This window comes from Hymenobacter chitinivorans DSM 11115 (assembly GCF_002797555.1).
Lineage (GTDB): Bacteria > Bacteroidota > Bacteroidia > Cytophagales > Hymenobacteraceae > Hymenobacter > Hymenobacter chitinivorans.
In genome coordinates, this window is record NZ_PGFA01000001.1 from 2,292,435 (window position 1) to 2,319,344 (window position 26,910).

Consider the following 26,910-nt stretch of genomic DNA (forward strand, 5'->3'; position numbering starts at 1 on the left):
TCCTAACCCGTACTGCCCCAGAAAGCCCCGACTAGGTGTCGGGGCTTTTTCGTTTCTGCGGGGTGTTTGCTGCTGCTGCTGGCCCCTGCTTCTTTACAAGCAGTTCGGCTCAGCTTCCACGTCGACTACCAAGAATTCATTCTACCTTACCGCGCACCGTATTGCTCGTATTGCTTATGCTACTCTCTGTATGCTAACTCACCCACATTGCGGCCGGCCGCAGCCCCCGCTGGCTCGTTTCAGCCGGCACGTATTAGCCATTACGCTGCTGGCAGCTCCCCTGGCCTCGTCGGCCGCCGCGCCCGTTGATACCACCAAGTTTACCCCCACCCACCTCGTGAAGCTGGGCGTCCGCTACGGTACGGCCACGAGCCGGACCGTGGTGCCCCAGCTGCGGTACGAATGGCAGCTCCGGCCCGCGTGGAGCGTGCAGCTGGGGGCCGGCTACCAGCGCCGTGCGTACTCGGTGGGCTATTATCGGGACCTGCAGACCACCTTCTGGACGGCTGACGTGGCAGCCCGCTATTACCTCAGCGCCCCGCGCACTCAGGCCCTGAGCGGCTGGTATCTGGGCGTGGGCGTGGGCACGATTCACCGCGCTAGCCTGGACCGCGACAACTTCGCCCCGTTCGAAGAGCGCTCCAGCCGCGGCTGGAGCGTGGATTCCCGCCTGCAGCTGGGCGCGCAGTTGGCACTAGGCCGCCGCCTCGCACTGGACCTGTATTTGGCCGCCACCACCCCCTACTACTTCTCCCCGGGTGATGGTGCCCGGCTGCAGCTTGCGCCCGAGGTGGGCTTCTCGCTCGGCTACCGCCACTAAGCTTAGCCGCCACTTCAACACCGACAAGCCCCTTACCTGGCCAGGTAAGGGGATTGTCGGCTTTTGCTTTCGTGCCCGACAGCGCCACGAACCAGGATTAGAAAGGATTTTTGCCGCCTTTCGCGGTATTTTATAAAACTTTTTCGGCCGCAGGCAACCGGCCCGGGGCGTTTTGTATCTAACCCGCCAAACACCTTTCTATCGTTCGATTCTACCCCGTTTTCCCGTGACTGACGCCGACCTTATTGCTGCGTGCCGCCAAGGCAGTGGCCGTGCCCAGAAACTGCTCTACGAGCGGTTTGCGGGCATGATGCTGGGCGTGTGCATCCGGTATCTGCGCCGCCGCGAAGATGCCGAGGAAGCTATGCTGGGCGGGTTTGCCAAAGTGTTCCGGGCCCTGGACCAGTACCGGCACGAGGGCAGCTTCGAGGGCTGGATCCGCCGCATCATGGTGAACGAGGCCCTGGGCCAGCTGCGCCGCAAGGAGCCCCTGCACCTGGCCATCGACGATATGGTGACCGACGTGCCGGCCACGGCCGCCGAGGCCGAAAGCAACCTGCACGCGGCCGACCTGCTGGCCCTGCTGGCCGACTTGCCGGCCGGCTACCGCACGGTGTTCAACCTCTACGCCGTGGAGGGCTACACCCACCCCGAAATTGCCGAGCTGCTGGGCATTTCCGAGGGCACTTCCAAATCGCAGCTGAGCAAGGCCCGCGCCATGCTCCAGCGCCGCCTGGCTGCCGCCAGCAGCAGCGCTTCCACCTCCTCACCGAAAGAATACTATGCAACCGGAAGATATTGATAAGCTGTTTCGCGACCAGCTCCAGCACCACGCCCCCACGCCCCCGGCCTACCTCTGGAACCAGTTGGAGGAAGAAATCCGGCCCGCCCGCAAGCGCCCGGTTATGTGGCTCTACGCCGCCGCGGCCATGATTGCCCTGCTCATCGTGGCCGGCGGCGCCTGGCTGCTGCGCCCCGCCGGTCCGGGTCTGACTACGGGCACCCTGGCCACGACGACTACCACCGCTTCTTCGGCTATTGCCCCGGCGAAAACGGCCGCTTCCAACAACGAAGAAAAATCTACTACCCAGGCAACCGCCCCTAATGAGTTGCCATCTAGCGGTGTAGAAGGGTCGGCCACCGAAGTTGCCGCTGTACAGGCTCCGGCTTCGAAAACCAAGCCCCTGGCCGCGGCATCTCAGCGGCGGGCCGCAGCCGGCGCCTCGCAGCCCGCTTTGCTGGCCCAAACCAGTCCCCAACCCACGAAAGCCAGCCACCGGGCGGCGGTACCCGCCCCGGCTCTGGCTGCTACTTCCTCTCTCGTCGCGCCGCAACCGGAGCGCCGCCCCGACGAGGCCGTAGCCGTGGTGGAACCTACCCCCGCCTCCCCCGCTCCGGCGGGCCCTATCGAAGTGGAAGTGCACCGCGGCACCGAAGCTCCGGTAGTAGCGCTGGCGGCCGCGGACGCGCGGCAGTCCTACGAGTCGGATTCTCACCTCAAAAACTTGTTTCACAAAGCCAAAACCGCCGTCAAGGACGGGCGGGTGAAGCTGCCCAAAGTCGAGCTACCGGAAACGGTAACCGTGCAGGTCAACGTGTTCAATCACTCGGCCACCAAAGTCATTCAACTCTAAGATCTTCAACTCCCTACGTCATGAAACGTTTTTCCGCGCTGTTGGCCCTGCTGCTGCTGACAGTTTTGACGGGCCCCACCCGCTCCCAGGCCGCCGATAAGCCCGCCAACGACGACACCATCGTGGTGAAATTGCCCAACCAGGCCACCATGACCCTCTATACCAAGAACAAGGAACAGCTGCGCGAGCTGCGGACCTACCGCCTCGATACGCTCATGGCCCTGTTGGACCGTTACATTCACCAGGCCGAGCTGGCCAGCAAGAATGCCGGCAACAGCCCCGTCACCATGGAGTTTTACCCGGCCAAGGACCACCCCGGCAGCCAGGCCCCCGAGCAAATCCGGGTGACGGTGCGCAACGAGGAACCCACCACCAAAGTGGCCGTGAAGGGCTACAAGTTCGGGCAAGTGTTCAGCATCTCGGTCAAGGAAGGAAAGAACGGTAAGGACGGGGACGACGAAGTTTCCATTAACATCGGCCGCGACGACTCGCACCGCGGGGACTCGCTGCGCGAAGCCAACCGCCGGACCAAGCGCGAAGAGCACGCCAGCCGCGCCGTGCACAGCAACTTCTCCCTCGACCTGGGCCTGAACGCGCTGACCAACCGCTCGGGCCTGAGCGAGGAGCAGTTCGACCTCAAGCCCACCGGCTCACGCTACGTTAGCCTAAACTGGCACTACGACATCCGCCTGGGCGGCCGCCGCAGTCCGCTGTTTCTGGTGCTGGGCCCCGAGCTGGCCTTCAACAACTACATGTTCGACAACAACCGCCGCCTGTTTGCCACCGACACCCGCACGACCATTCTGCGGGAGCCCTTTCTGAACCTGGAAAAAAGCAAGCTGGCCACCACCGTCGTGAATGTGCCGCTGCTGGCCAAGCTCAATTTCAAGGATAAAAGCGGGAACGACGCCTTTCGCCTCGGAGCCGGGGGCTTTGGCGGCTACCGCCTGGCCAGCCACACCAAAATCAAGTACGAGGATGAAGGCCACACCCGCAAAGACAAAGACCGGGGCAGCTTCAACCTGGAAGACTTTCAGTATGGCGTACAGGGCCTAATCGGCGTGCGGGGCATCGACCTGTTCGTGAAGTACAACATGAACGAGCTGTTCAAGAACAACCGCGGCCCCCAGGCCCAGACCATCAGCTTCGGCGTCTCGATTCTGGACTAGCGAATGTGCTAATGAGAAATGGGCTGAGGTGCTCTGTTCCGTCAGCTTGAGTATTGCGCACATGAAGCAGAGACGAAGGACTTTCCTCTCCTGCCCCACGAAGGTTCATTAAATGCAAAAAGCCTTTTCCATCCGTTGGAAAGGGCTTTTTGCATTGATATCGGGCTTGTCCCCCAAATGAGGAAGCTCCTTTGCCCGGCGGACGTCAGATGAAGGATGACAGCCGCAGCAAGAACGACAACTCATCAGTTCACCACCTCCTACAGCTGCCGGTGGAAGTTGTCGAGCAGAATAGCGGCCGACACGGCCACGTTCAGGCTTTCGGCCCCGCCGGCCCCGGGAATAAACAGGCGCTGGGTAAGGCGGGCCAGCACCTCAGGCCGCGGCCCGTGCGACTCGCTGCCCATAATCAGCACGCCGCCGGGGCGCAGGCTGAGCCGGTGGACATTGTCGCCCTCGAGGTGGGCGCCGTAGCGGGGCAAGTCGGCGGGCAGCTCATCGAGCCACTCGGGCAATTCGCGCTGCCACACCGGCACGCGGGCAAACGAGCCCATGGTGGCGGCAATGGTTTTGGGCGCCCACGGGTCGGCGCACGACTCGGAGCAGACCACGCCCTGCAGCCCGTACCAGTCGGCCAGGCGGATGAGGGTGCCCAGGTTGCCCGGGTCGCGCACTTCGTCGAGGGCCAGCAGCAGCTGGTTGGGCGAGGGTTGCAGGGGCGTTTCCTCGGGCAGGCGGGCAATGGCCAGGGCCGTGGTATTGTTGGCCAGGGTACCAAGTTTGGTTAATTCTTCCTCCGTCACGATTTCAACCGGTACCTTCGCGGGGATGGGCGGGATTTTTGCGGCAAACTCAGCCGTCAGCAGCACCCGCTCCGTTAAGAGCCCGGAACGTAACAGCTCCACCACACTTTTGCCGCCTTCCACCAGGAAGGCTTGGTGGCGGAGCCGGTATTTCTTCAGGTGCAGCGCGTGCACGTATTTCGCTACTGCTTTTGAAACCATATTCGCTGTTTGCTAACCGCCCAGAGCGGCCTATTATACGATGGATAACTGGCGTGGCGCTGGTCGGCACCCTGCTGGTGCTGGCGGGCTGCTCGCCGCTGCGCCTGCTGGGGCCCCGGCAGAAGCTGCTGAGCCGCATCCGGCTGGAAGGCGTCAAGGAAGCCGATGCCGAGCGCATTGAGGCGCTTTACCAGCAGAAGCCCAACAGCCGCTTTCCGCTGCCAAAGCTAACAATCTACCAGCTGGGAAACCGCTTTTACAACAAGCCCCGGCTGCAAACCAAGCTCCAGCGCATCCGCCAGGAGTTTGATGAGCGCATGCAGGCCGCCCGCCCCGACTCGGTGAAAGTGGGTAAGCTGCTGGTGCGCCGCGAGAAACGCACCCGCCGCCTGCAGCTGGCCCTCGACAAGGGCAACGCCATTATGCGCCTGGGCGAGCCGCCGGTGGTGTACGACTCCTCGCTCACGGCCAAGACCGTGCAGCAGATCGGGACATTTCTCAAATCCGAAGGCTTTTTCCGCAGCCAAGTTTCGGCCACCGACACGGTCGTGGACCGGCGCTTTTCCCTGGTTCACCTCTTCGAAGGGCCCGACACGGTGCACAACCGCCGGGTGACGGTCACCTACCGCGTCACCGAAAACCAGCCGTTTCACTACACCCAGCTCGATTACGACATTGCCGACTCGGCCGTGGCCCGGGTGGTGATGGCCGGGCAGTCGGCCTCGCTGCTCCACCTCAACGACCGTTACAACGAGAACGTCATCGGGCAGGAACGGGCCCGGCTGGAAACCCTGCTCAAAAATGCCGGCTACTTCGATTTTCGCCAGCAGTACATCTCCCTGGAGGCCGACACCAGCTTTGCCCCGGCCACCGTGCGCCTGCGCACCATCATTGCCAACCCCGCGCCGGACGAGCCGCACCAGGTATACACCGTGCGCCGGGTGCGCTTTATTACCGACGCCGGCACGGTGCGCTTCGGCGTGAAGCGCGACACGCTCGTGCGCGACTCGGTGTACTACCTGGCCTTCAAGCAGCGCTTCAGTACTAAGATTCTGGACCGCAAGCTGGCCGTGCGCCCCGGCGACCGGTACAGCCTGCAGAACACGCTGCTCACCCAGCGCCAGCTCAGCGACCTGGACATGTTCCGGTTTAACACCGTGAACTACAACAAAATCCGGCCCACCAACGGCGACAGTATCAGCACCCGGGGGCAGCTCATTGCCACCGTGAATGCCTCGCCCACCAAGAAATACCAGGAAACTACCGAATTCGGGGGCACTTACGTGGCGGGCCTGCCCGGGCCGTTTATCAACTTCCGCCTGAAGGTGCGTAACATTCTGGGCGGGGCCGAGGTGCTGGAAATCGGGCTGCGCTCGGGCTTCGAAGGCCAGCTGAGCCGTACGGAAGACAAAAGCGTGCTGACCACCCAGCTCGGGGGCAACGTGAACCTGATTATCCCGCAGTTTCTGGTGCCCTGGAACACGAACCGGTTTTTGACCCGCTACAACCCCAAAACCCGCATCAGCGCCAGCTACACCTACGTCAACCGGCCCGAGTACACCCGCACCAACCTGGAGGCCACCTACGACTACATCTGGCAGCGCTCGGCCTTTCACCAGTACGTGCTGACGCCCCTGGACCTGAGCGTAATTTACACCCCGACGATTTCGGATCGGTTTCAGGCCGACTTGGAAAAGCTGCGCGTGACGCAGGGCTCCCCGCTGTTTCGCAGCTTTACCTCGCTCTACATTCCGAGCTTCAATTTTACCTCGCTCTACAACTCCAACGACTTCACTCAAACCCGGGACGCACGCTACCTGCGCCTGTTTGCCGAAGTCGGCGGCCTGACCCGCTCCCTCTACCAGGACAAGATCAAGCTCAGCGTGTATGATTTTGCCAAAATCAGCGCCGACTACCGCCGCTACCACAAGTTGGGGCCCAAATCGTTTTTCGTGTACCGCCTCAACACTGGCGTGGCCCATGCCCTGACTAAAACCGAGGGTCAGTACACGATTCCCTACGACAAATACTTCTTTGCCGGCGGTAGCTCCAGCGTGCGGGCCTGGCGCCCGCGCCGCCTGGGCACGGGCACCTACACTACCTACAAGCTCAACAACGACGGCACCAATCAAATCGACGAAACCACCGGCCAGCCCATCCGCGACTACGCTCTGGAGCAGCCCGGCGAAGTGCTCATTGAGGGCAACCTGGAGTACCGCTTCCCACTCTACAGCTTCATCAACGGGGCCCTATTCACCGATTTTGGCAACGTCTGGACCCTGCAGGCCGAGGGCACGCGCCAGGACGCGGTATTCCACCTCAACCAGTTTTACCGGCAGTTTGCCGTGGGCTCGGGCATCGGCATCCGCTTCGACTTCACCTTCCTCATCCTGCGCCTCGACGTGGCCACCAAAGTCTACGACCCCACCGCACCGGGCAACAAGTTCGTGCTGCCCAATTTCCGGCTGGCCAAATCCCCCAACCAAACCGCCTTCAACCTCGGCATCGGCTATCCTTTTTAATGTGCTGATGTGGAGGAATGTGCTGATGTGCTAATGCCCAACGTGTCATTGCGAGGACGAAGGACAAAGCAATCCGTCCTCTGCTAGTGACAAACACCCTTTTACCAGAAAGCCCTTTTCTACACGCGGTAGAAAAGGGCTTTTCACTTTAGAATACTCAGCACATTTCAGAGGACGGATTGCCACGGCCTTTGGCCTCGCAATGACACATTTCCTCACATTTAGCACATTACAACGACATTAGCACATCAGCACATCAGCACATCAGCACATTGAAAACACATTAGCACATTAACCTAATACTCCAGCAGCTCCGCCAGCGCCGCTGCAACTTTCTCCGCGCTGGGCAGCATCTGGCGCTCCAGCTCCACGTTGAGGGCAATGGCGGGCAGGTTGGCGGCGCCCAGGGTAAAGACCGGGGCGTCGAGCTGCGCGAAGCAGGTGCGCTGAATCCGGCCGGCCAACGACTCAGCAAAGGAGTTCATCAGCGGCTCCTCGGTCAGGACCAGGGCTTTGCCGTGGCGGCGCACGGCAGCCTGCACCGCCTCGAAGTCGAGCGGGTTGAGGGTGCGCAAATCCAGAATTTCAACCTGGCCGGCAAACTGCTTGCTGGCCGTTTTGGCCCAGTGCACGCCCATGCCGTAGGTGATGACCACGCAGGTGGTGCCTTGGCGCAGCTGCTCGGCATCAGCCTCCTGAGCCACGGCAGCTTTGCCCAGCGGAATAACGTAGCCGGTGGCCGGCTCCACGGTTTTGGCCTCGTCGGTGCCGGGCACCTTGCTCCAGTACAGGCCCTTGTGCTCCAGCATCACCACCGGGTTGGGGTCCAGGAAGGCGGCGCGCATCAGCCCCTTCATGTCGGCCGCGTTGCTGGGGTACACCACCTTGATGCCGCGAATGGTAAGCAGCGTGCTTTCGATGGAGCCCGAGTGGTAAGGCCCGCCCCCGCCGTAGGCCCCGATGGGCACCCGAATCAGGCTCTGGACCGGAAACTTACCGTTGGAGAGGTAGCACGACTTGCTGAGCTCCTCCACCAGCTGGTTGAGGCTGGGCCAGATGTAGTCGGCAAACTGGATTTCGACAATGGCCTTGGCCCCCACCGCACTCATGCCCGCCGTGGAGCCCACAATGTAGGCTTCCTGAATCGGGGTGTTGAACACGCGGGTGTCGCCGTACTTTTTGGCCAGCAGAGCCGCCTCCCGGAACACGCCGCCCAGCTCCCCGCCCACGTCCTGTCCGTAGAACAGGGCCTCGGGAAACTCGCGCAGAATGTCGTCCACGGTGTGCAGGGCAGCATCCACCATCAGGGCTTTGTCGGCCCCGGCGGGACTCCGCTCCCCGGCTTCCTCGGTTACTTCGGGCTCGGCAAACTCGTGGTCGGCGAAGGTGGCCGGGTCGGGGTTCGGGGCGGCCAGGGCGCGCTGGTAGTCGGCTTCCACCAGGGCGCGGGCCTGCCGGCCCAGCTCTTCCAGCTCGGCTTCCGGGATGCCCAGATCCAGCAGCTGCTGGTGCAGGCGGGGCAGCGGGTCGTTGGTGGTGTGCTCGGCCAGGTTGTCGCCGCGGTACCACTCGCGCCGCACGCCGCTGGTGTGGTGGCCCAGCAGCGGGCATTTGGCGTGCACCAGAATCGGGCCCCGGGTGCGGCGCACGTAGTCGAAGGCCGTGGCCAGGCCGGCGTAGGAATCGGGGAAGTCGGCTCCGTTTACGCGCAGGCGCTGCAACCCTTTAAAGCCGGCGGCAAACTCGTAGGCATCCATGGCGCGCATCTCCCGGCCGGTGGCCGAAATGCCCCAGTCGTTGTCCTGCACCAGATAAATAATGGGCAACTGGTGCAGCACGGCCATTTGCAGGGCCTCCGAGACTTCCCCCTCGGTCATGGCCCCGTCGCCGATGGAGCACACCACCACGGAGCCGCCCTGCTGGGCTTCGGCGGGCAGCAGGCTATACAGGCCGGGCCCGGTTTTGCCGCTTTCGTACCAGTCGCGCGGGTCGGCCATCACCGGGTTCAGGCCCTGGCTTTCCAGGTACTTAATGCCGTGGGCCATGCCCGTGGCCGGAATGGCCTGCATGCCGGTGGCCGAGCTGTTGTGCGGAATGGTCGGGAAGCCGGCCCGGCGCAAGGACGGGTGCGAGTAATACGTGCGGCCGCCCGAAAAAGGGTCGTCGCGCTTAGCCATGAGCTGCAGCATCAGCTCGTAGGGCTCCAGGCCCAAGCCCAGCAGCAGGGCGTCGTCGCGGTAGTAGGGCGTCACGTAGTCCTGGGGGCCCAGAAAGCAGGCGGCGGCCAGCTGAATGGCCTCGTGGCCCCGGGCCGTGGCGTGGACGTATTTGGCCGTTACGGCCTTATTTTCTTCGTAGAGGCGGGCCAGCTCGTCGCCGGTGCGCATGAGCGAATACGCGCGCAACAGGGTGGCCTGGTCGGGCTGGGTGGCGTTAAGCTGGGCGGTGAAGTCGGTTTCCAGGGTGGGAGCAGTTGAATTCGGCATGGGTGGCTAGGAATACGGGGCGAAAGTACAGCATCAAAACGACAGCAACATCGTTGCTTGGCCCCAAGTTGCCTACCCGCCACCCCGGGCTGATTCTCTAACGGGGCTCCACCCCCCAAATTAACCGCCGCTGGGCAGGTGGGGTATCCGCGAATCCCGTTTCCCGCGCCAGCCTGCCGCGCGCGGGGTCTTTTGTGGGCCGTACACCCCGCCGGAACGCGCGCAAACTCCTACCTTTGCGGCTTGCCAATTACTCCGCCCGGCGGCGGTTTTCTTTTTCTGTCCGAGTCGGCCCCGTGGCTGCCTCGTCAGCCTGGCCGTTTTTTCCCGTATGCTGACCTCTGCTTCTTCCCTTGCGCCGGTGGCCTCCACCTTCCGCGACACCGTGGCCACCTGGCTGCGCGACTTCCAGCAGCGCCTCTGCGCCCAGCTCGAAGCCGCCGACGGCCAGGCCACGTTCCAGTCCGACGAGTGGCAGCACGGTAGCGGCGGCGGGGGCTTGTCCCGGGTCATTCAGCACGGGGCGGTGCTCGAAAAAGGCGGGGTCAACTTCTCGGCCGTGTGGGGCGAGATGAGCGAGCAGGCGGCCAAAGTGCTGCTCATGCCCAACCCCAACTACTTTGCCACCGGCGTCTCGGTGGTGCAGCACCCGCGCAGCCCCATGGTGCCCATTGCCCACATGAACGTGCGCTACTTCGAGGCCGGCAACGGCGAAGCCTGGTTTGGCGGCGGCATCGACCTGACCCCGATTTACGTGGACGAACAGCAGGCCCGCTGGTTCCACGAGCAGCTCCGGGCCGTCTGCAACGCTCACAACCCGGCCTATTACGCCCGCTTCAAGCAGTGGGCCGACGACTACTTTTTCCTGCCCCACCGCCAGGAAACCCGGGGTGTGGGCGGCATCTTCTTCGACCGGCTCACCGTGGGCAAAGACGGCAGCCGCGAGGAGCTGTTTGCCTTTATCCAGGCCGTGGGCAACGTTTTTGGGCCCACTTATACCGAGCTGCTGCGCCAGAACCGCGACCTGCCCTTCGGCGAGCGGCAGGTGCAGTGGCACATGCTGCGCCGGGCCCGCTACGCCGAGTTCAACCTGGCCTTCGACCGGGGCACCCGCTTCGGCCTCGAAACCGGGGGCCGCACCGAAAGCATCCTGATGAGCCTGCCCCCGCGCTGCGAGTGGCACTACGACCAGCGCCCCGCACCCGGCTCGCCCGAAGCGGCCACCCAGCAGTGGCTGCGCAAGGGCGTGGAGTGGCTCGCCGAAAATCCCAGTACGCTTTGATCGAACAACTGCAAGCCCTGGACCGCTGGCTGTTGCTGGCGGCCAATACTCACCACTCCAACGCGCTGGACGCCTGGATGATTTTCTTTTCGGAGCGCTTCGTGTGGTTTCCGGCTTATCTGGTCATTCTGCTTGTGCTGGGCTACATGTTCCGGCAGCGGGCCCTGCTCCTGCTGCCCCTGCTGGGTTTGAGCGTGGCCCTGGCCGACGGGATTTCGAGCCGGTTCTTCAAGCCCTACTTTGCCCGCCTGCGCCCCTGCCACGACCCGCAGCTTTCGGCCACGCTCAACCTGGCCAGCGGCTGCGGGGGGCAGTTCGGGTTTATGTCGTCGCACGCGGCCAATGCCTTTGCCCTGGTCGTGTTTCTGTGGCTGGCGTTGCCCCGGCGCTACCGGCTGGCCAAGGTATTGGTCCTGATCTGGGCCATCCTGGTGTCTTACAGCCGCATGTACCTGGGCGCCCACTACCCTTCCGACGTGCTGGCCGGCGCCACCCTGGGCAGCCTGGCCGCCTGGGCCTGCTTCCGGTTGTATCAGCTCGGGGCCGCCCGCTGGTGGCCCGAGCCCCGTTTTACTCTCCGTCATGACTGATTCTGCCCGCCGGTTTTTGTTTCTGCCCGGCAGTACCCGCCACATGGGCAACAGCGAGCAGCTGGCCCGCCTAGCGGCTCAGCACTTGCCCGCCGGGGCCGAGCAGCACTGGCTGAACCTGCTGGATTATCCCCTGCCCGATTTTGTGGACCTGCGCCACGACGGGGCCTACGCCGCGCCCGAAGGCCATGCCCAGACGCTGGCAGACGCTACCCTGCAGGCCACCGACCTGGTGCTGGTCATGCCCCTGTACTGGTACACGATGCCTGTGCCCACCAAGCGCTACCTCGACTACTGGAGCGCCTGGATGCGGGCCCCCGGCCTGGATTTTCGGACCCGGATGGCTGGTAAAACGCTTTGGGCAGTCGTAGCCAGCAGCGGGGCGCGAAGTGAGGTCCAGCCCTTAGCCGATACCTTGCTCCTAACGGCGCAGTACATGCGCATGCCCTGGGGTGGCCTTTTGTTCGGCAACGGCTCCCGCCCCGGCGACATTCTGCAGGACCAAGCCGCGTTGACGGCGGCAGAAACGTTTTTTACGGCCGGCTAGTACTCTATTTTACTTCGGCTGCTAATACAAAAAGCCCCGCCAACTCGTTGCTGGCGGGGCTTTTTTTGAGTTATTCATTACTTCTTGCCCGGCTTGCGGTTGCCGGTGTGTCCGTCGCCCCGGTCGCCCTGGCCGGGCCGGCTGGTGCGGTGGGAGTTGTGCTTATCGTCCTGGGACAAAGAACGGTTCAGGTCCACTTCGCTGGTAAACTGGCCTTTCTCGTTGCGGCGCACGTAGCGCTTGTCGCCCGGGGTGGGTTCTATCAATTCGCGTTTCGACATGGCGGAGGAAAGTCTAAGGTGAGACACTTCCTATACGCGGATGAGGCCAACCTGGTTAGCAATTCACGGCCCGCTGTTGAGCTTAACTCCCTGCCGTTCAAGCCTTGAATGAACCCAGTTAGCACCTTTCGGAAGCAACTTCTGCTACGCAAGCACGCCGTCTACCAGGGCAAGGCTACTCCCCAACCCACGCCCCGTTTCTGCCGAAACACTCACTCACTGCCAGCATCACCCCAAAATTACCGTCGGTCTGCCGCCACCGCTGCCCGGGCGCATAGGCCCGGGACACGAAGCCGTCGAGGTAGAGGGCATTGCGGCAGCCCCGGCGGCGGAAAAAGTCGGCAAACTCGTAGAGGCTCACTTTCTGCTGCGACATGGCCAGCAGCACGCGGCCGTCGGGCAAAATGCCCACGCCGTTGCGAATCTGCCGGTTGGCAGAGCCGGGGGTAAAGGCCGGGTGAATCCGGCCTTGCACCACCAGCATCGGCCCCGACTGCGTAGCGTACCGGACGCGGCTAGAATAGCGAAAGTTTGCGGTGGGGCACACCACGGCCCGCTGGTCGGTGGTCGTGTAAAACACGCCGTTGGGCCGGAGGTAGAAGTTGCCGGTGCCCGCCGCTGTATCGAGGGGCACCAGCACCCGGCCTTCCTCAACAAACAGCCCCTGCGGGGAATAATCGGGGCGAAACATGCCCGCATTCATGGCAAACACCACCCGCCGCCCCTGCCCGCTGAGCCAGGCCGAAAGGCGGCCCAGACTGCCCAGCCGTTGGTTTTGCTCGTCTTTCCAGTACAGCCGCAAGTCCTGCCGCCGCAGATCAACCTGGTAGCTCACGTAGCCCGAATCAGTTGGGGAGCAGCAGATCAAGCTTAGTCCCAGTCCGCCCAGCGCCAGCAGGATTATCCACCGGCTTCTGCCCTTGCGGGTACCACTAGCGTGCCCCGTCATTGGCATTCGGCGCTACCGGCCCAGCAGCTTGGCCACGTACTTGCCCACGATGTCGAACTCCAGGTTGACCAAATCGCCGGGGCGCAGGTGCTGGAAAGTGGTGTGCTCGTAGGTGTAGGGAATGATGGCCACCGCGAAGCTGTCGTCGGTCGAGTCGAAGCAGGTCAGGCTGGTGCCGTTGATGCAGATCGAGCCTTTTTCCACGGTTACGCGGCTCGGGCCGGGCTCGTGACGGAAGCGGTAGAGCCAGCTGCCGTTCTGGTCGGTAACACTCTCGCAGACGGCCGTCAGGTCCACGTGGCCCTGCACGATATGGCCGTCGAAGCGGCCGTTGGCGGCCAGGCAGCGCTCCAGATTTACCTGCCGGCCCGGCGCCCAGCTTCCCAGGTTGGTTTTCTGCAGCGTTTCGTCGATGGCCGTCACGACGTGGGTGCCGGCGGCGGCATCCACGGCCACCACGGTCAGGCACACTCCGTCGTGGGCCACGCTCTGGTCAATCTGCAGCTCGTGGGCAAAGGGCGCGGCCACGGTAAAGTGCCGGTTCGTGCCTTCCGTTTTCACGTCCGTAATCGTGCCGAGAGCTTCTACAATGCCAGTAAACATGAGATTGGTAATGTGCTAAGGTGGTTGAATGAGCTGATGTGCGAAGGTCGTTGTGTTCTTGCGAGGCGCAGCCGAAGCAATCCGTCCGCTAAACTGTGCCGAGCCTTCTTAAACGACGAGACTTGAGGTATAACAACGAAAAGGGCTTTGTGGTGAAAGAGCGGGCTGTACTTCGCAGCGGACGGATTGCTTCGCGTTGCGCGCAAGACCAGAACGACCTTGGCACATTTCGCCCATTCCTCATATTTCCCCACATTAGCACCTGAGCACATTAAAACCTACTTCCCCCGGCCTTCGACAATGATTTTCAGGGTGTAGAGCATCACGCGGAAGTCCATGGCCAGGCTCATGTTCTCGATATAGAGAATGTCGAACTTGAGGCGCTCCACCATCTGGTCGACGGTTTCGGCGTAGCCGTACTTTACCTGGCCCAAACTGGTGATGCCGGGCCGCACGCGGTGCAGGTGGCGGTAATGGGGCGCTACTTTCACGATCTGATCGATGTAGAAGCGGCGCTCGGGGCGCGGGCCCACCAGGCTCATGTCGCCTTTGAGCACGTTCCAGAATTGGGGCAGCTCATCGAGGCGGACCTTGCGCATAAACCGGCCCCAGGGCGTAATGCGCGGGTCCCGATCCGACGACAAGGCCGGGCCCATCTTCTCGGCGTCCACGTACATCGAGCGGAACTTGTAGATGCGGAAGGGCTGGGCGTTGATGCCGATGCGCTCCTGGGCGTAGAAAATCGGGCCCGGCGAGGAGAGGCGCACCATCACGGCTGTGAAGGCGTACACGGGCCAGGCCAGCAGCATAAACAGAGCTGAGCCCACGATATCGAGGCCGCGCTTGGTAAACTCCTGCCAGGGCGGCAGCAAGTCGTGCTTGATTTCAATGAGCGGGGTCCCAAACAGGTGGTTTACCTTCACTGAGCCCAGCAGCATCTGGTACAAGTCGGGCAGGATGCTGACCCGGGCCGGCGTACCTTCCAGCAACGACAGAATTTCCTGAATCATGCGGTGCTCACTGGGCTCGATGGCAATGATGATCTGCTCGATCTTCAAGGCCCGGATCAGGGCGGGCAGGCGGGTGTAGGAGCCGCGGGCGGGCAGCTCGGCGGCCAGGCCGGGGTCCACGGTGTCGCCCATGGGCGCGAAGCCGACCAGCTTCAGCCCCAGGTGCTTGCCGGTGCGGGCCAGCTCGTGGTAGGTTTCGCGGGCCAGCAGGTTGGAACCCACCAGCAGGGTATTAAACGAAATAACGCCGCTGCGCACCAAGTGCTGCACCGTGGTAATAGCCCAGGTCCGCAGCACGGCCGTAATAAAGAAGTGCAGCAGAAAATAGGCCGTAATCGTCTTGTAGTACAGCCGGTAGGAGCTCACACCCTGGTCATCGAGCAGCAGGGCAAAAAAGATAACCAGCGCCCCCAGCACCGAAATGCGCCCCAGGCGGATAATTTCCGACAAGCGCGACTTGCGGAAGATGTCGCGGTATTCGCCGATCAGGCTGTAGAGCACCGTCCAGAAAGCGGCAATCATCAGGGCTGAGCCCGTGAGGGTGAACAGCTCGCCGCCGGTGAAGCGGTAGCCGGCATTGATTTCGCTGAGCAGGTACTTGCGCAGCAGAAAAAAACACATCCACGCCAGCAGGGCCGCCAGAAAGTCGGCAGCAATAAGCTTCAGCTTTTGAAAGGTGCGAGTCAAGGGGATAAGGGAAGCAGACCAGCTGGAGCTGGCAAACAAATGGGTTATGTGGGCACGATGCCGTAATTTCGCCGCAGATACGGCCCGAAAAGGGCCTTTATCCACTAACTGAGCCGCGCAAAGGTAGGGCATTAACCCATACCCTCGACATTGGCTTAACCCACATTGCATGCACGCTGATACGTACCGCCACCGAGGCCTGCGCCGTACCCTGGTTGAAGAACTGCGCCGTAAAGGAATTCGGGACGAGCGGGTACTGACGGCCCTGGCAACGGTGCCCCGCCACTTGTTTTTTGACCCCGCTTTTCAGCAGCACGCCTACCAGGACAAGGCCTTTCCCATCGGGCAGGGTCAGACGATTTCCCAGCCCTACACGGTGGCCTACCAAACCGAGCTGCTGCGCCTGCAGCCCACCGACCGGGTCCTGGAAATCGGGACCGGCTCGGGCTACCAGTGCGCCGTGCTGCTGCAGCTCACGCCCTTGGTGTACAGCATCGAGTACAACGCGGTGCTATTTGAAAGCACCCGCCGCCGCCTCGGGGCCTTCGGCCTGCTGGCCCACCTGTTCTGCGGCGACGGCTCGGTAGGTTTGCCCGAACACGCGCCTTTCGATAAGATTCTGGTCACGGCCGGCTCGCCCACCATTCCGCGCACCTTGCTGCGGCAGTTGCGCGTGGGGGGCTCCCTGGTCATCCCCGTGGGCGACGAAAGCAGCCAGCGCATGATGCGGGTGGTGCGCGAAAGCGCGGAAGAGTTTGTGCGGGAGGAATTTGAGGAGTTTCGCTTCGTGCCCCTGCTGGGCCAGGCGGGCTGGCCGAAGTAGTGCCCTGAACTCGCCTCGTCCGCCAGCGGAGCCAGCCACCCCGGTCCCGTAGCAGGGGGCCCTGACTGCGGCAGCGACTAGGGCTTTTGCGGTCTGAAACGCCGGAGCCCGGCAGGTATTATCGGTCCGGATTCGACAATACGGGCCGGGCGGCGCTATCTTTGGGCTCCCATTTCTTTTCAGCAATGCCCTTTCAGATGCGCAAACAAAAGCCCGTTAAAGACTCCTTCGTGATTATGACTGAGCTGGTGCTGCCTAACGATACCAACACGCTCAATAACCTGATGGGCGGCCGCATGATGCACCTGATGGACATTGCCGCGGCCATTTCGGCGCAGAAGCACTCCAACCGCATCGTCGTGACGGCCTCGGTCGACAACGTCTCATTTCGCGACAGTATCGCGCTGGGCAGCGTGGTGACGCTGCAGGCCCAGGTGACGCGCTCCTTCAACTCCTCGATGGAAGTGCACATCGACGTGTGGGCCGAGGACATTCCCAGCGGCACGAAGATGAAAACCAACGAGGCCTTTTTCACCTTCGTGGCCGTGGATCAGACCGGGCGCCCCATCGACGTGCCCGAAGCCGTGGCCGAAACCGAGGAGGAAATCCGCCTCTACGATGGGGCCCTGCGCCGCCGCCAGCTCCGCCTCGTGCTCGGGGGCCGCATGAAGCCCCACGAAGCCACCGAGCTCAAGGCTTTGTTTGACCTGGAGTAATTTTAGTTGTTAGTTGTTGGTTGTCAGTTGTTAGGCTGTTTTATTACCTTCCTGACCGCACCACCTGACAACTGACAACCAACAACTAACAACAACTAGTCTCAGCCCATGGATCAGGCTTCCCTGGCATTCTTCCAGAGCTTCTACACCAACGTGGCGCTGTACGTGGTGCCCGAGCCCGACGCGGCCGGTGCCCCCGTAGTGGCCGAGCCCCTGAGCCCACCAGTCGTGGCTACGGCAGCAGTAGCAGCCCCGGCAACTGAAACCCCAGCAGCGGCCGCTGCCGGGCCGCCGGTAGCCACGCCCGCTCGGCCGGCCGCGGCACCCGTGCTGCCCCCACCGCCGCCGGCCGCCGCGCCAATACGGCCGGTGCTGCCAGCCGTTGCGCCCGCCGCGGCTTCGGCGACTTTGCCAGGCAAGCTACCTTCCCTCGGGGCCCTGAATTTGCCGACGACACCGGCCCCCGAACGAGCCCCGGTAGCTCCGGCCTCGGCGCCGGCGGTTCCCCCCGCCCCGCCCCGGCCCACGCCACCCGCCGACGGCCCACCGCCGCGGACGGCCCCGCCGCTGAGCGCAACGCCCTACTCCACGCTGGGCAGCAACCCCAACGGCCTGGTGATTCTGGTGCGCATGGACCCGGTGCGCTTCCAGCGCCTGCCCCGCAACGTGTTTCTCAACAACTTGCTCAAGGCTATTCGCCTGGTGATGGAAGACGTGGTACTCATCAATGTGGAGTCGCCCCTGCCGGTAGAGCTCAAAACCATCCGGCAGAAGCTGGCCGCCAAGCAAATCATTGCCTTTGGTAAAAACCTGCTCGACGTAGCCATTCGCACAACCCAGCTCTACGAGCCCGTGCTGCTGGCCGGGGACGCGGCCTACCTGCCAGCCGCCGAAATTGAGCTGATTGAAGAAGACAACAGCCGCAAAAAACTCCTCTGGCAAGCCATGCAGCGCATGTTCCTAAGTTAGGTTAGTTGTTGGTTGCTAGTTGTCAGTTGGTAGGATTGTGCGAAGCAAGGCGGCTGACACTCAACTTCCCTCAATGAAAAAGGCCCACCATCTGGCGGGCCTTTTCTATTGACCAGTTGACCCTAACAACGGACAACTAACGACTAACAACTAGCCCCTACTTCAGCACCGAGGCCAGCTTCGCTTCCAGGGCGTCGCCGCGCAGGTTTTTGGCTACGATACGGCCTTGGGGGTCGAGCAGCACCGACTGCGGAATGGCTTTGACGCCGTAGGTCTGGCCGGCGGCGCTTTCCCAGCCGCGCAAATCCGAGACGTGAGTCCAGGCCAGGCCGTCGGTTTTGATGGCCTTGAGCCATTTCTCCCGGTCCTGGTCGAAGGAAACGCTGTAGATTTCGAAGCCCTTGCCCTTGAACTTGTTGTAGGCCTTCACCACGTTGGGGTTTTCCTTGCGGCAAGGTCCGCACCAGGAGGCCCAGAAATCGATGAGCACGTACTTGCCGCGCAACGACGACAAAGCCACCGTTTTGCCGTCGGGCGAAGGTAGGTTGATTTCCGGGGCGGCGGCGCCCACGGCCGTTGCCCGCAGCGGGTCGAGCTTGGCGGCCAGGGCCTTGGTGTAGCGCGAGTCGGGCAGCGTCTTCTTGAGCTGGGTGGCAATGGAGTCGATGAAGCCGAACTGCTCCTCGGGGTTGAGCAGGTTGCCCACGGCAAAGGCCGACACCACCGAGTTGGGGTTCTGGCGGATCAACTGCTTGAGCAGGGCCGTGTTCTGAGCCTGGGCGGCGTAGAACTTGGCCTCAATAAGCTTCATCGAATCGGACTGCCCGGCCTGGGCGCTGTTGTTGTAGCGCATTTCCAGCATGGCCATGTCGCGCTTCGACTTAAGCATGGTGCGGCCCAGCTGCTGCAGGCTCTCCGAGTCGCGGGAGCCCTTCACCACGTAGCCGTCGGTGAGCTTTTGGGCGTCGCCCGAGAGCTGGATGTTGCTTTGGTTGTCGAGGGCCAGCAGCACTTGGTTGGCATCGTTGACCTTCACCTGGTACAAGCCGGCTTCGGGCACCGAGCCCTTGAGCGTAAAGCGGCCCTGCGCATCCACCGAAGCCGTGTCGCGCGACACAAACTGGGTTTCGCCCAGCTCGGCCAGGTACACCTTGGTGCCGGCCGGGGCGTTGGTCAGCTGCCCGTTGATCTGGTAGCCGGCGCCGGCCGCGCCCGTGGTGGGCGTCGTCGATTTGCTGCAGGCGTTGGCCATGCCCAGCACGGTGGTTACCAGAAGTAAGCTTTTCATGTTCTGAATCATTCTTAGTTACGCTACCAGCGGCTAAGCCGGGAGGCTTTCCGCTTTTGTGAAAACAAGCAACCAACCGGCTATTTGGTTCAGCTACAGAGCAAAACGCCGCCGCCGCCGGGTTTCCGGGCGCGGCGGCGCCGTATTTAGGCGTCGAGCTTCTGGCGCAGCAGCTGGTTGGCCAGCTTGGGGTCGGCCTTACCGCCGGTGAGCTTCATAAGTTCCCCCATAAACATACCGGTCAACGACTTTTTGCCGCCGCGGTACTCTTCCACCTTGGCCGGGTTGGCGTCCAGCACCTGCTGAATCATGGCTTCCAGCGCCCCGGCATCCGACTGCTGCAGCAGGCCCTGAGCCTCGGCCGCCGCGGCGGCAGTTTGCGTGGGGTTGTCGAGCAGGTAGGGAAATAACTGCTTGGCTGCTACCGAGTGACTGACCTTGTTCTCATCAATGAGTTGAATGATGTCGGCCAGGTGCTGGGGCGTGAGCGGGAAGTCCTGCATGGTCAACGCCCGCTCGTTGAGGAAGGACTTCACCGGGCCCTGCACCCAGTTGGCAGCAGCCTTGGCGTTCGACGTCAGGCGCGAAACCTCGTCGAAGAACAGGGCCACTTCCTTCTGGTCGGTGAGCACCGTCGCGTCGTAGTCCGACAGGCCCAGCTCGCCGGTAAAGCGGGCGTAGAGCTGCTGGGGCAGCGCGGGCAGTGAGGCCTGCACCTCGTGCAGCCACTGGTCGCTGATGATGAGCGGGGGCAGGTCGGGCTCGGGGAAGTAGCGGTAGTCGTTCAGGGTTTCCTTGGAGCGCTGCCCGTTGGTAGTGCCCGTAGCGGCGTCAAAGCCGCGGGTTTCGCTGTCGAGGGTGCCGCCGGATTCGAGCACCTCAATCTGCCGCTCAATTTCGTACTCAATGGCCCGCTGCACGTTGCGGAAGGAGTTCATGTTCTTGACTTCCACCTTGGTGCCAAACGTATCGGCGCCCTTGAGCATCACCGAAATGTTGGCGTCGCAGCGCAAAGAGCCTTCCTCCATGTTACCGTCGCAGATGCCCAAATACACCACCAGCTTCTTGATTTCGCTCAGGTAGGCGTAGGCTTCGTCGGCGTTGCGGATATCGGGCTCCGACACGATTTCAATCAGGGGCACGCCGGCCCGGTTCAAATCCACCAGCGTTTCGACTTCCCCGGCCAGGTGCATGCTCTTGCCCGCGTCTTCCTCCATGTGGATGCGGGTGATGCCGACGTTCTTGGTCGAGCCGTCGGCCAGCCGAATCAGGACGTTACCGGCGGTGCAGATCGGGGTTTTGTCCTGGGTAATCTGGTAGCCCTTGGGCAGGTCGGGGTAGAAATAGTTTTTGCGGGCAAACAGGTTGTCGCGCGTAATCTGGCAGTTGGTGGCCAGGCCCATCTTCATGGCGTACTCCACGGCCGAGCGGTTCACCTTGGGCAGGGTGCCGGGGTGGCCCAGGGTAATTACCGACAGGTTGTTGTTGGGCAGGGCGCCGTACTCATTCTCGTCCGCGGAGTACATCTTGCTCTGCGTCAGCAGCTGGGCGTGTACTTCCAGGCCGATGACGGGCTGGTATTTGGCTTTTATTGCGTCGTCCATATCAATCAAATTGAGCCGTTGGGGCAAGTTTTTACCCCAATGCGGCCGCAAGATAAAAACTATCCGCGGCCCCCACCGGACAAAAAAACCGGGCCGGCAGTGCTGCCGGCCCGGTTCAGACAAACCACCAAGGTAGGGCCAGGGTTTCGTTAGTCGTTGAAAACCGGGATGTAGGCGGCCTGGAAGGCGTTGCCGGCGTTGTTGTAGGCTTCCAGCAGCTTGTGGTTCTGCTTGTTATAGGCGTTGATGTAGCCGTTGAAGGCGTCGGCGTCGGTTTTGGTCAGGCGGTCCTTCTGCTCGAGCAGCTCGGTCATCTTCTTGAACTGGTTGCCGCTCCAGATAACGTAGAACTTGGCGTAGTCGCGCACCGCGTCGCGGTACTGGGTGTCTTTGCCGCGGAAGGCCGGAATGGCATCCAGTTCGGCCAGGGTCTTGTCGGTTTCGGCTTCCAGGGCCAGCCGGGCGGCTTCAAAGCGCTTGGCATCCTGGGCGTTGAGGCCGTCGGTGAGCTGGGCATTGGCGCGCTCGAGGCGGAAGTAGGCCAGGAAAATCTTGTGCTGGTAGGTGTTCACCTCCGACACCTGCCGGATGACCTCGTTCATCTTGCGGGCTTCCCGGTCCTCGGTCATGGTCAGGTTGAAGCGGGTGGCGAAGCGCTGCTGGGCGGCCTGCACACTGTCGCCGGCCACTTCCAGCTTGTTTTCGGCCGCCTCCAGGGCGTCGAAGTAGCGCTGCATGGCTTCCAGGCTCTTGCTGCGGCCCACGGCCAGGGTATTGACCTTCTGGTAGTCGACCGAATACACATTCAGCATCTGCTGAAAGGCGGCCTTGGCCCGGTCCCGAAACTCGGTGTTGCCTTTGTAGCCGGGCATGTGGGATATTTTGGCCAGTGAGGCCTTGTTCTGGGCCACCACATCCTGACGGCGGGCCTCGATTTTGCGTTCATTCTCGCTGTGGGCCGATTTGCTGATGTAACGCAGGCACTTTTTCTGCATTATCAGCTGCTCGGCCACAATGGCGTTGTTGTAGGTGCCCGGGTCGGTGTAGGCCTGGGCGCGGGCGGTGAAGGAAAGGCCGGTAAATAAGGCTCCGGCCAGTAAGAGGGTAGAAATGCGCATAGGGCAATTAGGTAGAAGGGAGAATTGTGGTGGGGCAAGGCCCGTCGCAGGGCTTTCTGCTTGCGGAACTATTAAATGGCCTAGCAGGCTGGGAATAGCCGTTGTTTAGTGCCCGCCAAGCTGGCTATCAATCTGGTGGATAAGGTGGCGGCTATGCTGCATCACGTGGTGGTATTCTTTGACAATGCCGGGAATTATACTGGCGTGACTGAGGTAATTCTGCATCGGTCCGGCTCCCATCACGGCCACCAGATTCTGCTGATTGGGCGCCAGGTGTTCGTCGAGGTAGCGGCTAATGGTTTGTCCTTTATAGTCGGAAAAACTATCGGCTTCATTCACCAGACCCGGAATTAGCTCCTGGTAGTGGTCGAGGATACCGTTGAGCAAGGCCTCATCTTCAATTATATCCAGGTCGCCTGACGATTTGAGCCCCTCGAAGCGGGAAGCGTTGGGCACGAGCACCGTGGTGTTGCGCAGCGTCCAGCTATACTTTTTCAGGCTGTCGGCACTCAGGGTCTGGGGCGTGAGGGCCCGAAAGTAGCTGAATGCTTTCTGCTGAACCACGTACGAGGCGGAGTCCTCCTGCATTTCCTTGATATCATGGCTTAAATCCTGGCGCAGCCCCAGCAGAAACTTCCGCTCCTTTTGGCGCTCCAGGGAGTGTTCGTGCCAGCTGTGGAGCTGAATGGAAAGGGTAATGGCAAAGACGATAATGCCGATTTCGAGCAGAATTTCGGGCAGGCGCTGCCGCCACGTTGGGCTGTGGTGGCCGTGCTCTTCCAGGCCCAGGGCTTTTTTACCGTGCTTGGCAACGAGGTCAACTTCAATCATAGTGCTGTAGCGTAGGGGGCCGGCAAGATAGGCACCGACACGGCAGGCATCCAACCATCCGAATATAGATGGGGTGGACCGGACGGCCCGGATGGCAAAGCGCAGCACGGCCCCAGCACAGAATTGCGGCGCGAGCGTAGCCGCCACGGGCTGCCTGCTCGTATTTGCCAACCCAAAGCCATGACCCGGCCGCCAGCCGGTACCGGGTTCTGGCTTTGGCACAAAAAGGTGGGGCCCTTCGCCCACCGGCAAAGAGCCCCAATTCCGCCCCCGTAAGGCAGCGCCGGGCACTTAGTTTCTAAATGTTGGCCGGTCTACCGGGTACACCCCGCCCCGATGCCGCATCGGTGATGGGTATTGCGTTGAGCCGCCCGTTATGGCAAAGTTAATCGGCAGGATAAAAGCAAACCCCGTATTCACTCCGTCCACGTGGCCTGGAGTAAAGGCCGGCAATCTTTTCACGGCAGCAATGGCAGCCGCATCCAGATCCGGGGACACGCTCTTGGCGAGAGAAACGCCCGTGACTTCCCCTGCCGGCCCTACGGTCAAGGTTACAAACACCTGACCCTGGGTTTGATTTCTCAACGCGCTGGCCGGATATTGCAGGGTAGCTGCCACTGCCGCAAGCACTTTGTTCATGCCTGCCTTTTCGCTCATACTCGCTCCTTTAAAAAGCGGCATGGTGCGGTACTCATAAAAGGGCACCATGCTTCCGTCCGGGGCGTAGCATTCGCCGCTTTGGCGCTTGTCGTCCACGTAGATTTCGCGGCGCCTTACCTTGCTATCCGGGTAATACACCACAAACTCGCCGTTGCGCTTTGAGCCGACATAGTCATCCTTGGTGTGCAGCTGCCCGGTGTCGTAGTATGTCGTTTCGGGTCCGAGCTTAAGGACGTCCATCACGGCGTAAGGGGTGATTCGCTCCAGCTTCCCCGCAGCGTTGTAGTGCCGGGCCGAGCCGGAAAGACTGTCCCGAAATGTTCGTTCAATCCGGGAGCCGGCTCCCTCGGGGCCGGGCAGCTGGGCTCCGTTGGGGGCCAGGTAAGTCACGGTACGATACGGATAACTACGCGGAGCCTGCCCGGAAGCTGCTTCGGGCAGGCTAAGCAGTATACCCGCTGCCAGCAGCAGGCCGGGGATTCCAATGCGGAGGACCTTGCGCATACCTTAACCGTTGCTGCGGCTCACCAGCTCCTCGGCCTTGGCAATGGCCGCGCCCAGGCCGGCCACGTTCTTGCCACCGGCCGTGGCGAAGAACGGCTGTCCGCCGCCCCCACCCTGGATTTCCTTGGCCAGCTCGCGCACCAAAGTCGAGGCATTGAGCTTGCCGGCTTTGGCAATTTCGTCGTCGAGCATCACGGCCAGCTGAGGCTTGCCCTCGATGTCGGCGCCGAGTACGAGCACAAGGTTGTCCACGGTCTGGCGCAGGTTGTAGGCCAGGGTCTTGAGGCCATCGGCCGAGCCGACCTGCACCTGAGCGGCCAGGAAGTTGACGCCGCCGAGGGGCTTCACCTGGGCCGCCAGCTGGTCTTTCTGCTGGTTGATGCTCTGCTGCTCAAACTGCTCGATCTGCTTGCGCAGGCCGGCAATTTCCTCGGTCTGCTTCTGCAGGCTGGGCAGCAGGTGCTGGGGGTTGCCCAGGGCCTCGCGCACCTGGTTGAGCAAGTCGATTTGCTGGTCGACGTAGGCTTCGGCGGTTTCGCCGGTTACGGCCTCGATGCGGCGCACCCCGGCGCCCACGGCGCTTTCGGAGGTGATTTTGAAGAAGCCGATTTCGCCGGTGCCACGCACGTGGGTCCCCCCGCAGAGCTCCACGGAGTAGTTTTTGTCGAAGGTGATGACGCGCACGAACTCGCCGTACTTCTCGCCGAACAAGGCCATGGCGCCCAGGTTTTTGGCCTCGGCAATGGGCACGTTGCGGCGCTCATCGAGCGGAATCTGCTGGCGAATCCGCTCGTTGACCATGCGCTCAATCTCGCGCAGCTGCTCGTCGGTGACCTTGGTGAAGTGGGAAAAGTCGAAGCGCAGCAGCTTGTCATTTACCAACGAGCCTTTCTGCTGCACGTGTGAGCCGATGATTTCGCGCAGCGCAGCCTGCAGCAGGTGGGTAGCCGTGTGGTTTTTGCGGATCAGCTCGCGCCGGGCATGGTCGATTTTAGCCGAGAAGTCGGCGTCCAGGTCCTGGGGCAAATCCAGGACGGTGTGCACAATCAGGTCATTTTCCTTTTTGGTGTCAATCACCCGCACCTTGCTCAGCGGGCTGGTCAAATAGCCCGTGTCGCCAATCTGCCCACCCGACTCGGCGTAGAACGGGGTCTGGTCGAGCACCACCTGGTACTCGGTTTTGCCCTTCTTGTCGATTTTGCGGTAGCGCAGGATTTTGGCCGGGGCCTCCTCCAGATCGTAGCCCACGAAAGCCGGCTGCTCCTCCGATTCCAGCACCACGGTCCAGTCCGACTGTTCGGTTTCCTGGGCGTTGCGGCTGCGGTTTTTCTGCTGGGCCAGTTCTTTCTGGAAGCCCTCCTCGTCCACCGACAAGCCCTTTTCGCGGGCAATCAGGGCCGTGAGGTCGAGCGGGAAGCCGAAGGTGTCGGAAAGCTCAAAGGCCGTTTTGCCGTCGATGCGGTTGCCGTTCTGCCGGGCGGTTTCTTCCAGGGCATCGAGGCGGCGCAGGCCGTTTTCGAGGGTTTTGAGGAAAGCCACTTCCTCCTCTTCCACCACGCGCTGCACAAACTGGGTTTGCTGCTGAAGCTCGGGGAAAATATCCTTCATCTGCTCGGCCAGCACGGGCACGAGCTTGTAGAGGAAGGGCTGCTTCTGGCCCAAGGACGAAAAGGCGTAGCGCACGGCCCGGCGCAGGATGCGGCGAATCACGTAGCCGGCCTTCACGTTGGAAGGCAGCTGCCCGTCGGCAATGGCGAAGCTGATGGTGCGGATGTGGTCGGCCAGCACCCGGATGGCAATGTCGGTTTTCTCGTTTTCGGTGGCCGGCTGGTCGTTCACGGTAGCCGGGGCCGTGCCGTGGTACTGCACGCCGGCCTCGGCGGCAATGAAGCGAATCAGGGGCTGGAATACGTCGGTGTCGTAGTTCGACTTCACCCCCGACACGGCCATCATCAGGCGCTCGAAGCCCATGCCGGTGTCGACGCTCTGCTCGGGCAGCTTGATGAGGGACTTGTCGGCCAGGCGCTGGAACTCCATGAACACGTTGTTCCAGATTTCGACTACCTGCGGGTGGTCGGCGTTTACCAATTCGCGGCCGGGCTTCTGGGCCCGCTCCTCTGCGGAGCGCAAATCAATGTGGATTTCGGTGCACGGACCACATGGACCAGTATCACCCATTTCCCAGAAGTTATCCTTCTTGTTGCCGGGCAGAATCCGGTCGTCGGTGGTGTACTGGCGCCACAAATCCTGGGTTTCGGAGTCGGCGGCGGTGCCGTCCTTCTCGTCGCCCTCAAAGTAGGTGACGTAGAGGCGGTCCTTTTCCAGCTTGTACACCTCGGTGAGCAGCTCCCAGGCCCAGGCAATGGCGTCCTTCTTGAAGTAGTCGCCAAACGACCAGTTGCCCAGCATTTCGAACATGGTGTGGTGGTAGGTGTCGTAGCCTACTTCTTCCAGATCGTTGTGCTTGCCACTCACGCGCAGGCACTTTTGGGTGTCGGCAATGCGCTTGTAGGGCGCAGGCTTGTTGCCCAGGAAATAGTCCTTGAACGGGGCCATGCCCGAGTTAATGAACAGCAGCGTGGGGTCGTCCTTCACCACGATGGGCGCCGAGGGCACGATGTGGTGGCCTTTGGAAGCGAAGAAATCCAGGAACTGCTGGCGGACGTGGCTGGCGGTGGGAAGTGACATAAGCGGGTAACGCGAAGCTTGACTTCGCGAGTCGTAGGATGCGGTGAACGAAACGGCTGGACCGTTGGAATTGGCGGCAGCCGGGAATTTGGTTACTTTTCGCCTTTCCAGCGGAAAGGCCGTTC

At 62.1% G+C, this 26,910-nt stretch carries 23 protein-coding genes; 11 read left to right on the forward strand and 12 right to left on the reverse strand.

The window, feature by feature from the left end; translation table 11 throughout:
• Positions 1–190 precede the first annotated feature (190 nt).
• The 4 genes from CLV45_RS09710 (at position 191) to CLV45_RS09725 (ending at position 3,623) form a co-directional block, all read left to right on the forward strand.
• Positions 191–820: a DUF3575 domain-containing protein gene (locus tag CLV45_RS09710; protein WP_100336158.1), complete on the forward strand. Its 630-nt coding sequence runs from the start codon at positions 191–193 to the stop codon at positions 818–820.
• 226 nt (positions 821–1,046) lie between these two features.
• Positions 1,047–1,622 (forward strand): RNA polymerase sigma factor, encoded by a 576-nt coding sequence (locus CLV45_RS09715; protein ID WP_100336159.1) that lies wholly within the window; start codon positions 1,047–1,049, stop codon positions 1,620–1,622.
• Positions 1,603–2,454, forward strand: a complete 852-nt coding sequence (locus CLV45_RS09720) for a hypothetical protein (protein WP_100336160.1) — start codon at positions 1,603–1,605, stop codon at positions 2,452–2,454. The genes CLV45_RS09715 and CLV45_RS09720 overlap by 20 nt, the downstream gene beginning before the upstream one ends.
• A 20-nt stretch (positions 2,455–2,474) precedes the next feature.
• Positions 2,475–3,623, forward strand: a complete 1,149-nt coding sequence (locus tag CLV45_RS09725) for an outer membrane beta-barrel protein (RefSeq protein WP_100336161.1) — start codon at positions 2,475–2,477, stop codon at positions 3,621–3,623.
• Positions 3,624–3,883: 260 nt separating this feature from the next.
• Here CLV45_RS09725 and CLV45_RS09730 read toward each other — a convergent pair whose 3' ends face one another.
• Positions 3,884–4,627, reverse strand: a complete 744-nt coding sequence (locus CLV45_RS09730; protein ID WP_100336162.1) for a TrmH family RNA methyltransferase — start codon at positions 4,625–4,627, stop codon at positions 3,884–3,886.
• A gap of 53 nt (positions 4,628–4,680) precedes the next feature.
• Here CLV45_RS09730 and tamL point away from each other — a divergent pair, with 53 nt between their 5' ends.
• Positions 4,681–7,149 (forward strand): translocation and assembly module lipoprotein TamL, encoded by a 2,469-nt coding sequence (tamL, locus tag CLV45_RS09735; RefSeq protein WP_100336163.1) that lies wholly within the window; start codon positions 4,681–4,683, stop codon positions 7,147–7,149.
• A 296-nt stretch (positions 7,150–7,445) separates the two neighbouring features.
• On the opposite strand, the gene CLV45_RS09740 is transcribed toward tamL, so the two are convergent.
• The gene (locus CLV45_RS09740; RefSeq protein ID WP_100336164.1) at positions 7,446–9,635 is read right to left on the reverse strand and encodes an alpha-ketoacid dehydrogenase subunit alpha/beta; all 2,190 of its coding nucleotides are present in this window, start codon (positions 9,633–9,635) and stop codon (positions 7,446–7,448) included.
• Between the two features lie 331 nt (positions 9,636–9,966).
• Between CLV45_RS09740 and hemF the strand changes: the two genes are divergently transcribed.
• The 3 genes from hemF to CLV45_RS09755 are packed head-to-tail and all read left to right on the forward strand — an operon-like array spanning position 9,967 to position 12,054.
• A complete protein-coding gene (gene hemF, locus CLV45_RS09745; protein ID WP_100336165.1) occupies positions 9,967–10,917 on the forward strand; it encodes an oxygen-dependent coproporphyrinogen oxidase in 951 nt (316 codons plus the stop codon).
• The gene (locus tag CLV45_RS09750) at positions 10,914–11,507 is read left to right on the forward strand and encodes a phosphatase PAP2 family protein (RefSeq protein WP_100336166.1); all 594 of its coding nucleotides are present in this window, start codon (positions 10,914–10,916) and stop codon (positions 11,505–11,507) included. The genes hemF and CLV45_RS09750 overlap by 4 nt, the downstream gene beginning before the upstream one ends.
• Positions 11,500–12,054: a flavodoxin family protein gene (locus tag CLV45_RS09755; protein WP_100336167.1), complete on the forward strand. Its 555-nt coding sequence runs from the start codon at positions 11,500–11,502 to the stop codon at positions 12,052–12,054. The genes CLV45_RS09750 and CLV45_RS09755 overlap by 8 nt, the downstream gene beginning before the upstream one ends.
• A 77-nt stretch (positions 12,055–12,131) precedes the next feature.
• On the opposite strand, the gene CLV45_RS09760 is transcribed toward CLV45_RS09755, so the two are convergent.
• From CLV45_RS09760 to CLV45_RS09775, 4 genes are all read right to left on the reverse strand, one after another.
• A complete protein-coding gene (locus CLV45_RS09760; RefSeq protein ID WP_100336168.1) occupies positions 12,132–12,335 on the reverse strand; it encodes a hypothetical protein in 204 nt (67 codons plus the stop codon).
• Positions 12,336–12,510: 175 nt separating this feature from the next.
• Positions 12,511–13,284 carry a phosphodiester glycosidase family protein gene (locus CLV45_RS09765; RefSeq protein WP_100336169.1) on the reverse strand — a complete coding sequence of 258 codons (774 nt, stop codon included), beginning with the start codon at positions 13,282–13,284 and terminating at the stop codon, positions 12,511–12,513.
• A 12-nt stretch (positions 13,285–13,296) separates the two neighbouring features.
• Positions 13,297–13,887 carry a riboflavin synthase gene (locus CLV45_RS09770; protein WP_100336170.1) on the reverse strand — a complete coding sequence of 197 codons (591 nt, stop codon included), beginning with the start codon at positions 13,885–13,887 and terminating at the stop codon, positions 13,297–13,299.
• 278 nt (positions 13,888–14,165) lie between these two features.
• Positions 14,166–15,584 (reverse strand): sugar transferase, encoded by a 1,419-nt coding sequence (locus CLV45_RS09775; RefSeq protein WP_245882815.1) that lies wholly within the window; start codon positions 15,582–15,584, stop codon positions 14,166–14,168.
• A gap of 169 nt (positions 15,585–15,753) precedes the next feature.
• Between CLV45_RS09775 and CLV45_RS09780 the strand changes: the two genes are divergently transcribed.
• From CLV45_RS09780 to CLV45_RS25215, 3 genes are all read left to right on the forward strand, one after another.
• Entirely contained in the window at positions 15,754–16,407 is a 654-nt protein-coding gene (locus tag CLV45_RS09780) for a protein-L-isoaspartate(D-aspartate) O-methyltransferase (protein WP_100336172.1), read from the forward strand.
• A 197-nt stretch (positions 16,408–16,604) separates the two neighbouring features.
• Entirely contained in the window at positions 16,605–17,123 is a 519-nt protein-coding gene (locus CLV45_RS09785; RefSeq protein ID WP_100337005.1) for an acyl-CoA thioesterase, read from the forward strand.
• Positions 17,124–17,231: 108 nt separating this feature from the next.
• Positions 17,232–18,092, forward strand: a complete 861-nt coding sequence (locus tag CLV45_RS25215; RefSeq protein ID WP_100336173.1) for a hypothetical protein — start codon at positions 17,232–17,234, stop codon at positions 18,090–18,092.
• A gap of 157 nt (positions 18,093–18,249) precedes the next feature.
• Here CLV45_RS25215 and CLV45_RS09795 read toward each other — a convergent pair whose 3' ends face one another.
• The 6 genes from CLV45_RS09795 to alaS form a co-directional block, all read right to left on the reverse strand.
• Complete coding sequence (locus CLV45_RS09795; protein ID WP_170061836.1) at positions 18,250–19,380, reverse strand: TlpA disulfide reductase family protein; 1,131 nt, start codon at positions 19,378–19,380, stop codon at positions 18,250–18,252.
• Between the two features lie 146 nt (positions 19,381–19,526).
• Positions 19,527–20,984 carry an Asp-tRNA(Asn)/Glu-tRNA(Gln) amidotransferase subunit GatB gene (gatB, locus tag CLV45_RS09800; RefSeq protein ID WP_100336175.1) on the reverse strand — a complete coding sequence of 486 codons (1,458 nt, stop codon included), beginning with the start codon at positions 20,982–20,984 and terminating at the stop codon, positions 19,527–19,529.
• Positions 20,985–21,133: 149 nt separating this feature from the next.
• A complete protein-coding gene (locus tag CLV45_RS09805; RefSeq protein WP_100336176.1) occupies positions 21,134–22,102 on the reverse strand; it encodes an LIC11966 family surface protein in 969 nt (322 codons plus the stop codon).
• Positions 22,103–22,207: 105 nt separating this feature from the next.
• The gene (locus CLV45_RS09810; RefSeq protein ID WP_100336177.1) at positions 22,208–22,933 is read right to left on the reverse strand and encodes a hypothetical protein; all 726 of its coding nucleotides are present in this window, start codon (positions 22,931–22,933) and stop codon (positions 22,208–22,210) included.
• A gap of 291 nt (positions 22,934–23,224) precedes the next feature.
• Positions 23,225–24,097 carry an energy transducer TonB gene (locus tag CLV45_RS09815; protein WP_100336178.1) on the reverse strand — a complete coding sequence of 291 codons (873 nt, stop codon included), beginning with the start codon at positions 24,095–24,097 and terminating at the stop codon, positions 23,225–23,227.
• Positions 24,098–24,100: 3 nt separating this feature from the next.
• Positions 24,101–26,785, reverse strand: coding sequence for an alanine--tRNA ligase (gene alaS / locus CLV45_RS09820; RefSeq protein WP_100336179.1), 2,685 nt, complete (start codon positions 26,783–26,785; stop codon positions 24,101–24,103).
• Positions 26,786–26,910 lie beyond the last annotated feature (125 nt).